The 13713-nt window shown below is 43.8% G+C and carries 16 protein-coding genes; 6 read left to right on the top strand and 10 right to left on the bottom strand.

The window, feature by feature from the left end:
• Nucleotides 1–35: 35 nt before the first annotated feature.
• Nucleotides 36–2174, top strand: a complete 2139-nt coding sequence (locus tag ATY38_RS10845) for an FAD-dependent oxidoreductase (protein WP_062559314.1) — start codon at nt 36–38, stop codon at nt 2172–2174.
• A gap of 307 nt (nt 2175–2481) precedes the next feature.
• Nucleotides 2482–2817: a P-II family nitrogen regulator gene (locus tag ATY38_RS10850; protein WP_062559315.1), complete on the top strand. Its 336-nt coding sequence runs from the start codon at nt 2482–2484 to the stop codon at nt 2815–2817.
• A gap of 211 nt (nt 2818–3028) precedes the next feature.
• Here ATY38_RS10850 and ATY38_RS10855 read toward each other — a convergent pair whose 3' ends face one another.
• Nucleotides 3029–4426: an MBL fold metallo-hydrolase RNA specificity domain-containing protein gene (locus ATY38_RS10855; protein ID WP_062559316.1), complete on the bottom strand. Its 1398-nt coding sequence runs from the start codon at nt 4424–4426 to the stop codon at nt 3029–3031.
• A gap of 21 nt (nt 4427–4447) precedes the next feature.
• Nucleotides 4448–5785, bottom strand: coding sequence for an adenosylmethionine--8-amino-7-oxononanoate transaminase (bioA, locus tag ATY38_RS10860; protein ID WP_062559317.1), 1338 nt, complete (start codon nt 5783–5785; stop codon nt 4448–4450).
• A 170-nt stretch (nt 5786–5955) separates the two neighbouring features.
• Here bioA and ATY38_RS10865 point away from each other — a divergent pair, with 170 nt between their 5' ends.
• Nucleotides 5956–7290, top strand: a complete 1335-nt coding sequence (locus ATY38_RS10865) for a DUF3422 family protein (protein WP_062560182.1) — start codon at nt 5956–5958, stop codon at nt 7288–7290.
• 340 nt (nt 7291–7630) lie between these two features.
• Here ATY38_RS10865 and ATY38_RS10870 read toward each other — a convergent pair whose 3' ends face one another.
• The 8 genes from ATY38_RS10870 to ATY38_RS10905 form a co-directional block, all read right to left on the bottom strand.
• Nucleotides 7631–7831 carry a hypothetical protein gene (locus tag ATY38_RS10870; protein WP_097106007.1) on the bottom strand — a complete coding sequence of 67 codons (201 nt, stop codon included), beginning with the start codon at nt 7829–7831 and terminating at the stop codon, nt 7631–7633.
• A gap of 215 nt (nt 7832–8046) precedes the next feature.
• Nucleotides 8047–8340, bottom strand: coding sequence for a hypothetical protein (locus ATY38_RS10875; protein WP_062559319.1), 294 nt, complete (start codon nt 8338–8340; stop codon nt 8047–8049).
• Nucleotides 8341–8776: 436 nt separating this feature from the next.
• Nucleotides 8777–8989, bottom strand: coding sequence for a hypothetical protein (locus ATY38_RS10880; RefSeq protein WP_062559320.1), 213 nt, complete (start codon nt 8987–8989; stop codon nt 8777–8779).
• A gap of 115 nt (nt 8990–9104) precedes the next feature.
• Nucleotides 9105–9353, bottom strand: a complete 249-nt coding sequence (locus ATY38_RS10885) for a hypothetical protein (protein ID WP_062559321.1) — start codon at nt 9351–9353, stop codon at nt 9105–9107.
• A gap of 94 nt (nt 9354–9447) precedes the next feature.
• Nucleotides 9448–9759: a hypothetical protein gene (locus ATY38_RS10890; RefSeq protein WP_110381661.1), complete on the bottom strand. Its 312-nt coding sequence runs from the start codon at nt 9757–9759 to the stop codon at nt 9448–9450.
• 620 nt (nt 9760–10379) lie between these two features.
• On the bottom strand, nt 10380–10781 hold the full coding sequence (locus ATY38_RS10895) for a PRC-barrel domain-containing protein (RefSeq protein ID WP_062559323.1): 402 nt from the start codon (nt 10779–10781) through the stop codon (nt 10380–10382).
• Nucleotides 10782–10923: 142 nt separating this feature from the next.
• Complete coding sequence (locus ATY38_RS10900; protein WP_062559324.1) at nt 10924–11109, bottom strand: hypothetical protein; 186 nt, start codon at nt 11107–11109, stop codon at nt 10924–10926.
• 338 nt (nt 11110–11447) lie between these two features.
• Complete coding sequence (locus ATY38_RS10905) at nt 11448–11960, bottom strand: hemerythrin domain-containing protein (RefSeq protein WP_062559325.1); 513 nt, start codon at nt 11958–11960, stop codon at nt 11448–11450.
• Between the two features lie 272 nt (nt 11961–12232).
• Between ATY38_RS10905 and ATY38_RS16595 the strand changes: the two genes are divergently transcribed.
• Genes ATY38_RS16595 through ATY38_RS10920 form a run of 3 tightly spaced genes read left to right on the top strand, consistent with a single transcriptional unit; the run spans nt 12233 to nt 13620 of the window.
• Entirely contained in the window at nt 12233–12649 is a 417-nt protein-coding gene (locus tag ATY38_RS16595; protein ID WP_235590447.1) for a hypothetical protein, read from the top strand.
• A 36-nt stretch (nt 12650–12685) separates the two neighbouring features.
• On the top strand, nt 12686–13006 hold the full coding sequence (locus ATY38_RS10915) for a transposase (protein ID WP_062559326.1): 321 nt from the start codon (nt 12686–12688) through the stop codon (nt 13004–13006).
• Complete coding sequence (locus ATY38_RS10920; protein WP_158441772.1) at nt 13003–13620, top strand: IS3 family transposase; 618 nt, start codon at nt 13003–13005, stop codon at nt 13618–13620. The genes ATY38_RS10915 and ATY38_RS10920 overlap by 4 nt, the downstream gene beginning before the upstream one ends.
• Nucleotides 13621–13713 lie beyond the last annotated feature (93 nt).

Below are 13713 nucleotides of genomic sequence, written 5' to 3' on the forward strand. Positions count from 1 at the left end.
ATTGGAATAACTCCGTATCAGAAAAAAGGAGAAATATGAAACATCGCTGGTGGATACTGGCTCTGCTTGGTGTGGTGATAATGTTATTTTTTGGTTTTGGCTTGGAGCGTTTTTTTACCCTGGAAATGCTCAAGGATCGGCATGAAGAATTACAACAGATCTATCAAGCAGAACCGTTTCTGGTGATCAGCATTTTCTCGGCAATCTATATTATGCTGGCTGCATTATCATTTCCCGGCGCAACAATAATGACATTGGCTGGCGGCGCCGTGTTCGGAATATGGATCGGGGTGCCGGTGGTATTGGTCTCGGCTACGATTGGTGCCACGCTGGCGTTCTGGATGGCACGTTATGTATTGCGCGATACCGTGCAGCGCCGTTTCGGCGGGCATCTGGAAACAATCAATAAAGGTCTGGAACGGGATGGCGCATTCTATTTATTGTCGTTGCGCTTGGCGCCTATTTTTCCATTTTTTTTAATCAATTTATTGATGGGGTTGACCACGCTGCCCAGCATAACTTATTTCTGGGTCAGCCTGGTTGGAATGTTTGCTGGAACAGCCGTGTATGTTAACGCGGGCACGCAGCTGGCGGCAATCACGCAGATGTCGGATGTGATGTCGCCAGTACTGATTATTTCATTTACTGTACTGGCGTTGTTCCCCTGGCTGGCTCGTTGGACCGTCGAGCGGGTTAAAACCCGGCGGCTGTATGCGCGCTGGTCCAAACCCGCACATTTTGACAGAAATTTAATTGTGATCGGCGCTGGTGCCGCCGGATTGATGAGCGCATATATGGCCGCCGCTACGCGCGCCAAAGTAACGTTGATCGAAAGCCACAAGATGGGAGGCGATTGCTTGAATTATGGCTGCGTTCCATCGAAGGCTTTGATTCGTACCGCGACTTTTTTGCAGCAAACAAAGAATGCCAGGTCATTGGGAATTCAACAGGTCGATGTGGATTATGACTTTGCCGATGTGATGGCGCGTGTTCAGCGTGTGGTCAGGACCGTTGAACCGCATGATTCAATTGAACGCTACACGCGCCTGGGCGTTGAGGTATTGCAAGGCAAAGCAACCATCGTTTCACCGTGGTCGGTGGAGGTCAATGGGAAAACACTGACCACGCGTGCCATCGTCATTGCGACCGGTGCACGCCCGATTGTGCCGCAAATTCCCGGATTGGAAGCGGCACGCTATTACACTTCCGACACTATCTGGTCACTGACGCAGCGACCGCAACGTTTGATCGTATTGGGTGGCGGACCGATTGGCTGCGAACTGGCGCAAACTTTTGCGCGTTTGGATTGCCGTGTAACGCAGATTGTCCGCAGCGATTTGTTGCCGCGTGAAGATACCGATGCGGTAGCGTTGATAGAAACCGCATTGCAAGCTGATGGCGTGAAGATACTGACGCACGCTGAAACACTACGCTGCGAAAAAGAGGGTGATGCCCAGTATTTAGTGGTGCGTAGTTCAGATGGCGAGGAAATGGAATTGCCGTTTGATGCGCTGCTATGTGCCGTCGGGCGAACAGCACGCACCGAGGGCTTCGGACTGGAAGAGCTTGGTGTTCCGGTATCTTTTCAGCACACCATTGAAACCAATGCCTGGCTGCAAACCCTCTACCCGAATATTTATGCGTGCGGTGATGTTGCCGGGCCGTATCAATTTACCCATACGGCTGCTCATCAAGCGTGGTATGCATCGGTTAATGCATTATTTGGTGCCTTCAAGCGGCTCAAGGCCGATTATTCGGTGATTCCATGGACAACTTTTACCGATCCTGAAGTCGCGCGTGTTGGATTATCGGAGAATGAAGCGAAACAGCGCGGTATCGCTTACGAAGTGACGCGTTTTAATCTGCAGGACCTGGATCGCGCAATCGCTGATGAAGCCGCGCATGGCTTTGTCAAAGTGCTGACCGTACCGGACAGGGATCGCATTCTCGGCGTCTGTATCGTTGGCGTTCACGCCAGCGATTTACTGGCGGAATTTGTCTTGGCGATGAAGCACGGTTTGGGTTTAAACAAAATTCTGGGCACCATCCACACCTATCCAACTTGGTCGGAAGCCAATAAATATGCGGCGGGGGAATGGAAGCGTCAGCATGTGCCGCAATGGCTGATGAAATGGGTGGAGAAGTATCATGCCAAACGGCGATTAAAGGGTTGAGAGGATTGATGTTGAGAAAAAGATATTGGTATATTGATTCCATCGTCGCCTTCTTTGATAGCTAGTTGCGCTTCGGGTATGTATTGGTCGGGATCGAAGAGTATTAATTAATGTAAGCCTCCGGCTTATTCGCAGGTAATTTAACTTCTTTCATTACCTTCCGACAATCTAAGAATTTGTAAAGTAATTGGTATAAATTGTTTGAGTTGTTTGTCCTAGCTTGGTATATTTTGTTTGTAATATTTGAGGCATATAGATTTGGAGTATTTCAGAAGTATATTTTTAAACTATCTTCACAAGGAAATATATGAAAAAAATAGAGGCAGTTGTTCTTGCATCCAGAGAAAAAAACATTTTAGATGCTTTGCAAAGATTAGGAATTGGTGGGCTGACCGTAACCCCTGGAAAGGGTCGTGGGAAAGGGCCTAGAGACGTCCAGCCAGGGCTGGGTCGTTACATTGAACGATACAATGATGTTTTGACGTTTTTTATTGTTGTTGAGGATTCTAAAGTAGACAAAGTAGTATCAGCAATTACAGAAGCATCTCATACGGGCAATTTAGGTGATGGCAAAATCTTCATCTCTACAATTGATGATGTTATTGATATCACAACCAAACAAAAAGGAGAGGCATACATCTAAGCTGGTATTGCCAAGTTAAATCTCACAAGGTGATCTATGCTTGAATTATTTATACTAATTCCGACTTGATCAAACAGTTATCCGTTTTTTAGGTGTCTGTTAGTTTAGGTTTGAGATGAATTTTTTCGCCCAAATTAATAGTTTTTCAGACAAATAGTAGAATTTTACTGTGACACAATCAGAAAATTTACAGCGCCGATAACGCCCATATCTAAAGAGTAGCTACCGACAAATACTCTGGAATACTGGCCGTCCAATTAAGTTTTTGTTGTATTGCATTTACCAGGGCAGTGGAGTTGCTGATCTCGCCATGCACGACATAAATCTTTTCGGACATTTTCTGGAAGTGTCCAAGCCAAGCGAGTAAATCAGCTTGATCGGCATGCGCTGAGAGACCGCCGATGGTATGAATGGTTGCCCTGACTCGAACTTCCTGACCCAAAATATTAACTTGTCTGGCGCCATCCACGAGTCGCCTGCCCAAGGTTCGCGCAGCTTGAAAGCCAGTAATCAGAATGCTGCATTCAGGTCGTCCCAGATTGTATTTGAGGTGGTGTTTGATACGCCCGGCATCACACATGCCACTGGCTGAAATGATGATGATGCCGCGTTTTATGTCATTGAGTTGCATCGATTCCTCAGTGTCTTGCACAAAATGTATCCGGGGCTTTCGTGCGCTATCGTTTATCCATTGCAATGCATTGGCGGATTCCTGATCGAGCAGGGAAAGGTGCTGCAGCGTGATTTCAGTGGCTGCCCGAGCCATCGGTGAATCCACATAAATTTCCATGTCTCCAAGCCTGCCTTGCCGATGGAGATCAACCAACAGAAACAGAATGTCCTGAGTGCGTCCCACCGTGAATGCCGGAATGATGACGTTGCCACCTTTTTGAATCAGGGTATCGTTAATTGCATGCACCAGTTCATCCAGTGTATCGCGCATATTGCGATGCAGCCGGTTGCCGTAGGTGGATTCAATCAACAGAACATCGGTTTGCCGAATAATTGCAGGATCCCGCACGACCGGATGTCCGGGTTGTCCGAGATCGCCGGAAAATACAATTTTCTTCTGTCCTGCGGATTGTTTTATCCAAACCTCGATGATGGAAGAGCCAAGAATATGTCCGGCATCGCGAAAGCAACATCGTATTGTGGGATGAGGGGTAATTTCGATATCGTAATCAATACGATGTAATTGCTTCAGCAGAGCTTCCGCTTGCGTCACTGTATAAAGCGGGGCGAGATCTTGTGGAAATCGACTACGGCGACGGGATTTATTGCGCCATTCGATTTCTTTCTCCTGAATATAGGCGCTATCCTTGAGCATGACATGGAGTAAATCGGCGGTCGCCGTAGTGCAGTATACCGGCCCTCGGAAGCCCCAGGCGCTTAACCGCGGCAATAATCCGGAATGATCGATATGAGCGTGAGTCAATAATACGAAGTCAATTGTTTTAGGATCAAATTTAAAAGCGGTACGGTTCTTTCTGTCCGCTTCCCGTCCGCCTTGAAACATACCGCAATCGACCAGAAATTTTACTGTTCCTGTTTCAATGAGGTAACTGGAGCCGGTGACTTCTCCGGCTGCGCCTAAGAAAGTCAGTTGCATGATATATATTTCATCGGTGGATTAGAGTGTATCCAATATTTGCAGCGTGCCATTAACCAGTAAGTCCATTTCCTGTTCATTGATGATGTAAGGCGGCATGAAATAAATGGTTCTCCCCAATGGACGCAATAATAATTGTTGTTTCAACCCGGCTTGGAAACACGTTGCAGCAAAATCCGCCTCTTCTGTTTCAACTTCAAAAGCCCAAATCATGCCGCAATTGCGGAAGTTGATGACTTTGGGATGAGCTGCAAGTGCGGTTGCAATTTTATTGAGATACGCTGCCTTGATTTTATTGGCATCAATGATTTGATTCTGTTCAAAAATATCCAGCGTGGCTAAAGCTGCGCGACAGGCTAATGCATTGCCGCTATGCGAATGCGAATGTAGAAATGCATGGGCTATTTTGTCATCGTAAAAAGCTTGATAAATTGTATCGGTGGTCATGACGACCGAGAGCGGCAGATAACCGCCGCTCAGGCCCTTCGATAAGCATAGGAAGTCCGGAGCGATATCAGCCTGGTTGCAAGCAAACAGAGTGCCCGTTCGACCAAAACCGACCGCAATTTCGTCAGCAATCATATGTATCTGGTACTGATGGCATATTTCCCGCGCGCGCTGCAAATAAATCGGATGATACATGCCCATGCCGGTTGCGCCTTGAACCAGCGGTTCAAGAATGAGCGCGGCGATCTGTTCGTAGTTTTCCGCGACATGCTGCTCGAGAGCGGCGGCAGCGCGAATAGCGTAATCATGCGCAGATTCGCCAGGTTCTGCGTAGCGCCAGTCGGGGGTTGGAACGTGTGTGCACTGCCGCAGCAATGGCGCATAGGTTTGCTTGAAAATGGCGACATCGGTGACTGATAGTGCGCCCAAGGTTTCACCATGATAATCGTTTTGCAAACTGATAAAACGATTTTTCTGCGGCTGCCCGCACAAAAGCCAGTAGTGAAAGCTCATTTTCAATGCGATTTCAATTGCTGAAGCGCCGTCGCTGGCGTAGAAACAATGCCCGAGTGTGCCCGGCGCCATGTTTCTCAACCGTTCCGATAGCGCTACAACCGGCTCATGGGTAAAGCCTGCCAGCATGACATGTTCTATTTTCTCGAGCTGATCACGAATCGCGGCATTGATATAAGCATTGCTATGACCAAAGAGATTGACCCACCAAGAGCTGATTGCGTCCAAATAGCAATTGCCATCCGCATCATGAAGCCATACGCCTTTTCCGCTGGTCACTGGAATGAGCGGATAGGCTTCATGTTGTTTCATTTGCGTGCACGGATGCCATACAGTTTCAAGACTTCGCTGTTGCAGATGTGATGGAGCTATAGGCGTATTGAGATTAGTTTTCGTCATATAAATTTGTTAATCGAAGTGCGAAAATTCTTGGAGATTGTTGCTAACATTTTCAATGATAATCAATTGACCATTGTAGACTATGAGGTGACATTTCTGAGTATTTTTGACCTTGTACAGGATCCTTGATACATTCAGGTTTTCCAATAAAATTCATTGTTTTCGCGGGTATGGACTCAGAAATTAATACACCTTCATCCAATTTGCTGCCTGATAACGATGCGCAACGCATACTGCTGCACAATGAGGTGCATGCCCGTCCCAGTCAGCGCATCCAGTTACCCGCCTTGGTGATCTATGTGGTTGTAATCAATGCGGGTATTACACGCGAACAGGAATGTGAACATTTGCGCCGCCTCCCCGGGCAACAGGCTCTAATGCCGGAGCAATTGCAAAATAATTTTTTACAATTGTACCTGCAAGATTATGTTTTAAGGTGGGAGCGTCATACGGAGTTTACACGCTATGCGTTATTACAACACTTGCCTGAAAATGTCCAACTTGGTGCGATAGATCCTGAACTACTGGCTTATATTGCGTTACCGCAAGGATGGCTGGCCGGAATTCCTGGAAAAACCTTTGCGGCTATCAAATTGGCGATGATGGAGGATGAACTAAGTCAAGCGGACAAAACGCTTGAGCAAGCGCGTAACTGGTTTGGCGGTAATCGCGTGGTAGCGTCGCTGATGGGCAGAGAAGGATACTCGCTTGCAGTGACGGATTTCAGGCTGCGTCCAAGTGGTTTTGAGCGCATGCTGGTGATTATGTCGGCTGATGCATCCGAGACACGCGCCGGACGTGTTGCGCAGCGTCTGCTTGAAATTGAAACTTACCGATTAATGGCGCTAAAAGGATTACCGTTCGCTAAGCGCCTTATTCCCGAGTTAACCACTGCTGAACAGCAATTATCGGATATTACAGCGCAACTCGAGAATAAGGCCAGCTCTGACCAGGAGCTTCTCGATACGCTGATCTTTCTGGCTGCACGCATTGAGCGTGCCACGGTTGAACATGGCTATCGTTTTGCGGCGACACAAGCTTATAACAAACTGGTGATACAACGTATTAGCGAACTTAGAGAAAAAGCCATACCAGGTACTCCAACCATTGGGGAATTTATGCAACGACGGCTTTCTCCAGCGATAGCGACAGTGGATGCGACGGCACAACGTATGAGCTATCTTTCCGCACGCGTATCACGAGCCAGTGCTTTGCTGCGCACGCGCGTTGATATCCAGACGGAAACCCAGAATCAACAGTTATTGGAAAAACTTACCCGTGGCCAGGAATTACAATTGCGCTTACAAAGTACAGTGGAAGGCTTATCGATTGCAGCGATTTCGTATTACGTCATCAGTCTGTTGTTGTATTTGGCGAAGGCAGGCAAAGCGGCCGGCTTGCCAATACAACCCGAGTTGCTGACCGGATTGATGATTCCTGTTGTCGTGTGGTTGGTCTGGCGTGCCACACGCCGCATTCACGATAAATTTTTTAAGCTACCGTAGATAGCGTCGTCACAAGACATTCACCTAGAGAGCGATACCTCGGATTTGAATAGCGGTAAGGAAGGATGCTGAAGTTTTAGCATAGTGCGTGCCAATAGCGACGGCTTCTGAAAATAGGTGGTTGTATTCATACCGGGGGTACAAAAGCCCCAATCAATATGTAGCGGAAACAGAAATATTGAAAAAAGTCGCTTAAGTGGGTTGTCCGCTTTTACTTGATGAGGTCATACTCATTTGATTTTTAGTTTATTTTTTATTTTTATAAGATGGATTCAAAAGGCTTGCTCTTGCTATATCCCATCCGGTAGCCTTCGTTTGTCACGTGTAGTCACAAATATATTTATTCATTTGATGTTTCTTCTATAAACTCAATCTTATAATTGTCTTGATTATCATCATTCACAACACCGTTAGCTTTAGCCTTATTCCAAGCATCTGTAATGTAGTCTTCTTTATTTAACATATCATCTGCCAGGCTCAGGGAGAATTGAGCTTTTACTTCTCCTGAAGATTTTTCAATAATCTGTACTTTTTTTAACATACAAACACTTCCATAAATTGATATTCTGCTTACAAATATCTCGAAATTAACATCATAAAATCCCGTCGGGTACATTTTTTCCAGGTGGGGCACCTTCACGTATTAGATTTTCATAGGAAAGATCTTCCGGTGATATTCTGTTAGGTGATGGTGGTTCCACACAAGGTGAATGATCATTTGGATTAATGTCAGTATTTTTTTCATAATCTTACTCCTTAATGTTCCGTGCCTGATGGAGGGCGGGGTGTTGAATTATTTCTTCCAGAGTCTTTGTTTATCTTTTCTGGTGGACTACTGGCATTTGAATCTTTCTTATCTATAGAATCTGTCTCGCATGGATCTCCGCCATCTATTCTTTCATGATAATGACCGGATTCTAGTTTTTCGCATTTCTGCTTCTCATATAAACGATCTTTACTGTCATAGGATTGTGCTAAAACATGAGTTCCTGGAAACATAAATAAAGCAAAAACCAAGAAAATGATGGTTAAATCATTGACATAACGCATTTGAGCTCTCCTGAAAAGCAAAGATTGTCACTATGCAAAATTTCAATGGGAAGGTCTGTGCGAAAACCAACATTAGAAAATATAAACCGCTGAAGGGGGAAGTTAGAACAATGAATAATTACCTGTCATATTGAGAGGTATTATCATCAACAAATTTCATAGAATAATTTGATCGATTGGATTCATCTACTAACCCGTTATCAACTGCATGATCCCAAGCTTCTGCGAAAAAATCTTCCTTTAAATCATTTTCAACCCGTTCAATTGGATATTCCGCAATTATTTGCTGTGATAATTTATCAGTAATTCTGATTTTATTAATTATAAAAAATCTCCACGCAGTTTAAGAAATGAATATTGGAAAATTTTTATAGCTGTGTATGGGCGTAACGTAACTCATCTAATAAAAAATAGCGGACGGAATTTCCGGTAGCAATTATTCCACGGGATTATTTTTAATGTGACTCTCATCATCCGGAACAATCTTTTTTTGGAGCGCTTCTTCTGGTGTTAAATCTATCGTTGAGATGCCTGCTGGCGATTCCTCGTCGTCAGGATGCTCCTGTAATTCATCATAATCATTGTCGGAAAATTGCAAATTTTCGAATTTATACTTCTTTTTTAATATTGGAGGAGTGGACTGTGTCATAAATAACTATCCTTACATTAATAAATAGAATGGTAGAGAATCTGCGCTGTTTCCAATCTATAGGCAAACGATCGAGGGATTGGAAAAAAAACCAGGTGGAGCCGGTTTGTCATAGTTATTTTGATTCTGTAGGATCGATCTTTTCAGGGTCAATGTCCTCTTGAATTTCTACTCCGGCATCGTTCTTATCGTAATTTTGTTGATTAGTAACGCTATCTTTTTTAATGGGATGAATATCCTGCGCGGGTTTTGGTTTTAGCGAATCATCAACATTTTTCTGAATCTGAGATTCTTCCACGGCAAAGGCAGATACGCTAATAAATAAAAGCGCACGTATTAAACCATTAGCTAATAAATTAATCATGAGATGATTCCTTTGTTCTAAATAAATTCAAAATTCACTTGAAAAATATCTGCCTCTGCAATTTCGTTCTAATTACTAATCAAATGATAAGTAATTAATAACCTGCTTCGGAGGGTACATCAGGATTGTGTAAGGGTGATTCAGAATTTTTTGCCGGCGGATGCACAATTCCATCCCCCCGTGGTACATTCTTGTCAAAATTTCCCTTGTTTTCTTCGGTTCTACCTCTTAAATCCGCATCTTCCTTTAGTTGATTAGTTCTGCCAGATTCAAATTTCCGAACATTTTGAGGTTCGTAAGTTTCTTTGCGATCAGTATCTGACTCTGACAATACATCAGTGCTTGGAAAAATGAATACCCCAAAAATTAGAACGAACCAAAATAGCTTGTTGTCATTATTCATCATCAATTCTCCTTATGAAAAATGAAATACCTTACTCGTGTTTATAATTAATTAAATCTGTCTTGGTGCGACCATAAACAGTAGAACCCTTCAAAATGAAGAGCCCTTTAAGAAGTCACTTTTTATGAGGTGGGGCTTTGCTTTTCTCTGAATCTTTTTTCTTGTCATTAGAACCAGCAGTAAATTTATTCATTTTTAACTCCTTGCATGATGAAATGAAAGTTAAGAATAAATTTTATTAATGACACTTTCTGTGCGGCCTGTCACATAAAGAACTAAATTTCATGTCTTAGTCCGAGGATGAGTAATCTCAGATTCAGTAAGCGGCGGTGGAGTATCGAGGGGATCTTGTTTTGGTGGAACTTTCAGAGGCTGTTCAGGGAGCACGAATGGTGGAGGCGCAGGCGGTATCGAAGATTCTGGATTAATTTGAGCAAGAAAATGATTCGAAATATACAAGTGCCTAGCCAGATATCCTCTAATTAGAAACTTTATTCTCGTTGAATGTTGTCGAAGGGGGATCGGCGCGTCTTCTCACACAATAAGAATAAGGCAATAAAAAACCCGCCGAAGCGGGCTATATATTCCTTGTCATGCTCTGATTTAGAAGCGAGATCGTTTTATTATCTCTTATCAGCGCCATAATAAGAATTTACAGTATGTTGCCACGAAGAATCAGCCATATTAGGCCAATGATCTTTATCGAATCCGGGAGCAGATTCTAGCTTTTCTTTATTAGCGTCCAGTGTAAAGCGTTTATTGGCGGTGTCCAATTTTAATGCACTCCATGGTACGGCAAAAAGTTTATCTCCCATTCCTAGAAAACCGCCGAATGAAAGTACTGCGTAACTTACTTCCCCCGTATTCATATCCAGCATGATCTCTTTGATATCACCCAAGTCTTCGTCCTGCAAATTATAAACATCATTGCCGAGCAGGGTGTTAGCTCCCATCAATTGGGGCCCTGGCCCACCAGAATTTGTATTTTTATACATACCTAATTCATCTTTATCTATATAGCTCATATTCATCTCCGTTTAGTAATTGAATGAAACGGAATTATGAAGATAAAGAAAAAAACTATCTGTACGGCATCCCACAATATGTATATGAAAGTGATAAAATCAGCCCCAGGGGGTAGAGGGGAAAATTTAATTATTCTCTGGACTATCTAAAAACAAACTTCATTTCATAATCTGTTTCGTTTGTGGTTTCGACTAACCCTTCACTAACTGCATTGGCCCACGCTTTTGCGAAATAATCTTGTTTTGTAGAGCTATCTCTTAAATTAATTAAATACTGCGCTATGCAGTTGTGTGTTTCTTTTTCTAAAATTTGTATTTTTCTTTGCATAAGCAGTCTCTTCAAATTTTATTTATATAGTAGATTTGATGAATTTTCATAATGTAACTCCTTCTCAACCAAAAAAAGATTCCACGATCTATTAGCAGCAATTTATACTCAGCTCGCAATCGAACAATGATAATGCACGAAGAGGAAATTTTGCATGAACGGCCAAGAAAGACTGAGTAAATTATGTTTCTGAATTGGGATGAGTAACAACTGCCTTCCAATAGTATTGGAATACTTTATTCAGAATAAGAAAATCTGTCTGCCAAGGCTTGAGTTTGTTTTCCTATTCTGATTTGCGCTAGATCGGTCAGCAATGGATTTCGGATGAGATTCTGGATTTACGTTTTTTTAGAAGAAGCCTTATTTCTTGAATCTTTATGATCTTCTTTAAAGTGAATGACTTCTTTTGCCATTTCAGATCTATCAATTTCAGATTTTGTAAGCTTAGGAAACATGTTTTTTTCCTCTTCTTTAACATGGTGCTCAATATACTCACGCAATACAGTTACCTTTGCATCATAATGACTATCTTCAGCACTCATCGATTGAAGCTGGGAAATAAGTTCTTTTGCGCCAGCATGCTCCACATCTGCCTCGTCCATTAAATCATCGTCATCGATTGTTTCTCGTGCAGTGGGATAAACAATTGATTCTTCAGCTAAGGCATGTAAAGTCAATTCTTCGCAAATCTGCTTAACAATTTTTTCTTTTTTACTAGTGTTATTACTTTTATCTTTTAATTCTTCGAATTCATCAAATAAATCCTTAACCTTAGCATGATCAGCTTTTAATAGCTTAATAATATCATCAGCTTCTGATTTACTTGAGTTTGTGTTTTTGTGTTGAGACATGATTTTATTCCAATTGAAAGAAGGAATAATCATGATCTCTCTAAAGGAATATAAAGTCGGTGTGTTACCGCACTTTTAGAATAGTTCAAATTGCTCGGATTATAGATAACTCAAGCAGAAGGATTGGAAGGATACGCCAGCGGGCGCTTTCAGGTTGAAGAATCGACGAGCAAGCCAAGAGACCCCAAAGTGTTGACGCCGGTCGAAAATTGACCAGGTAATCCACGTATTCTGCTTATTTCTTAAGCAGAGGTTAAGAAGAGGTGATTACCATGGTTATGTATGCAAAGATACGACGGATGTTTTATCGTGAACATCTAACGATAAGCGAGATTCAACGCCGCACAAGTTTGTCACGGAGTACGATCAAGAAATGGTTAAGGGCATCCGGCGACAGTGCGGTCAAGTACTATAGGCTGAAGATTCCTGGCAAATTAACGCCATTTGAGCCCAAACTGTTGTTGGCATTGGAGGCTGACGTACATCGCCCCAAGAAAGACCGACGTACTGCACTCATGTTGTTTGACGACATACAGTGCCTCAGTACGCAGGTTCCGGACTTCATCCGAGGTTGCTTCACGAACAATATCTCCAGCCAATCGCTTCTTCCCAGCTTCCAGAAATCCCTTCGACCAGCGGTAATAGATATTCGTATTGATACCTTCTGGAGTTGGAGTTGCCCCCATTGAACGGACACATTATGTTCTGTTTAAAGGAGAAGAAATATGACGCAAAACTACAAACCTGCTTACCCACCTGAGTTACGCCAACAGATGGTGGAATTGGTAGCATTAGGCAAATGCCCCAAGCAATTATCCAAGGAATTTGGCTGCCACTACACGTCGATACAAACCTGGTGCCGGGCAGCAGGTGTACCAATTAGATCAAACCAGGCAATTGCTTTGGCTGTAACATCGAGTGTTGCTTCCTTGAGTGCCAACGAACGGCAGGAGCTGCTGGAATTGCGTAAGAAGCTCAAGCGTGTGGAGATAGAGCGCGACATATTGGCAATGGCTACGGCCTGGTTTGCAAACAACAAAGATTGACTGGGAAGGTGTACCAACTCATCAAGGCAAACCGGGCCCAATTTCCGGCTCGTGTTCTATGCGAGACACTCGGTGTATCGCACAGCGGTTACTATGACTGGGCAAAACGCACACCCAGCCGACGGGCCATTACCAACTGTCGATTGATCGAGCAGATCATGGCCATATACCGTACCAGCGATTGTACGTATGGCCGCCCCCGCATTACCGTTGAATTAGCCGATCGTGGAGTCAGGGTCAATCATAAGCGCGTAGGCAGATTGATGCGTGAAGCTGGAATTAAAGGGGTGAGTCGCAGGCGAGGCTTTGTGATCACGACTCATCGGAATAAGCGTGACCGCCCTGCACCGGATTTAGTGCAACGCCATTTCAAGGCAACTAGCATCAACCAACTATGGGTTGCGGACATGACTTACATTCCTACCTGGGCAGGGTTCCTGTACCTGGCCGTGGTCATCGATGTATTCAGCCGTAAGGTAGTGGGCTGGTCTTTCGGTGAAACCATGACAGCAAGCCTGGTGATCAGTGCGTTGAACATGGCGTTAATCACTCGTAAACCGGGCAAAGTGATTCACCATAGCGATAGTAAGAATACTTGCACCAGATTTCAATAATGATTTGACTCAACCATTGAGTGAGCAATTATTGGAGCTCTGGTACCGTAGGAGTTGCCAAGTTTCCTGACCCTCACTCAGATCGACCATCAT

Origin of the sequence: Nitrosomonas ureae (genome assembly GCF_001455205.1) — a bacterium.
Lineage (GTDB): Bacteria > Pseudomonadota > Gammaproteobacteria > Burkholderiales > Nitrosomonadaceae > Nitrosomonas > Nitrosomonas ureae.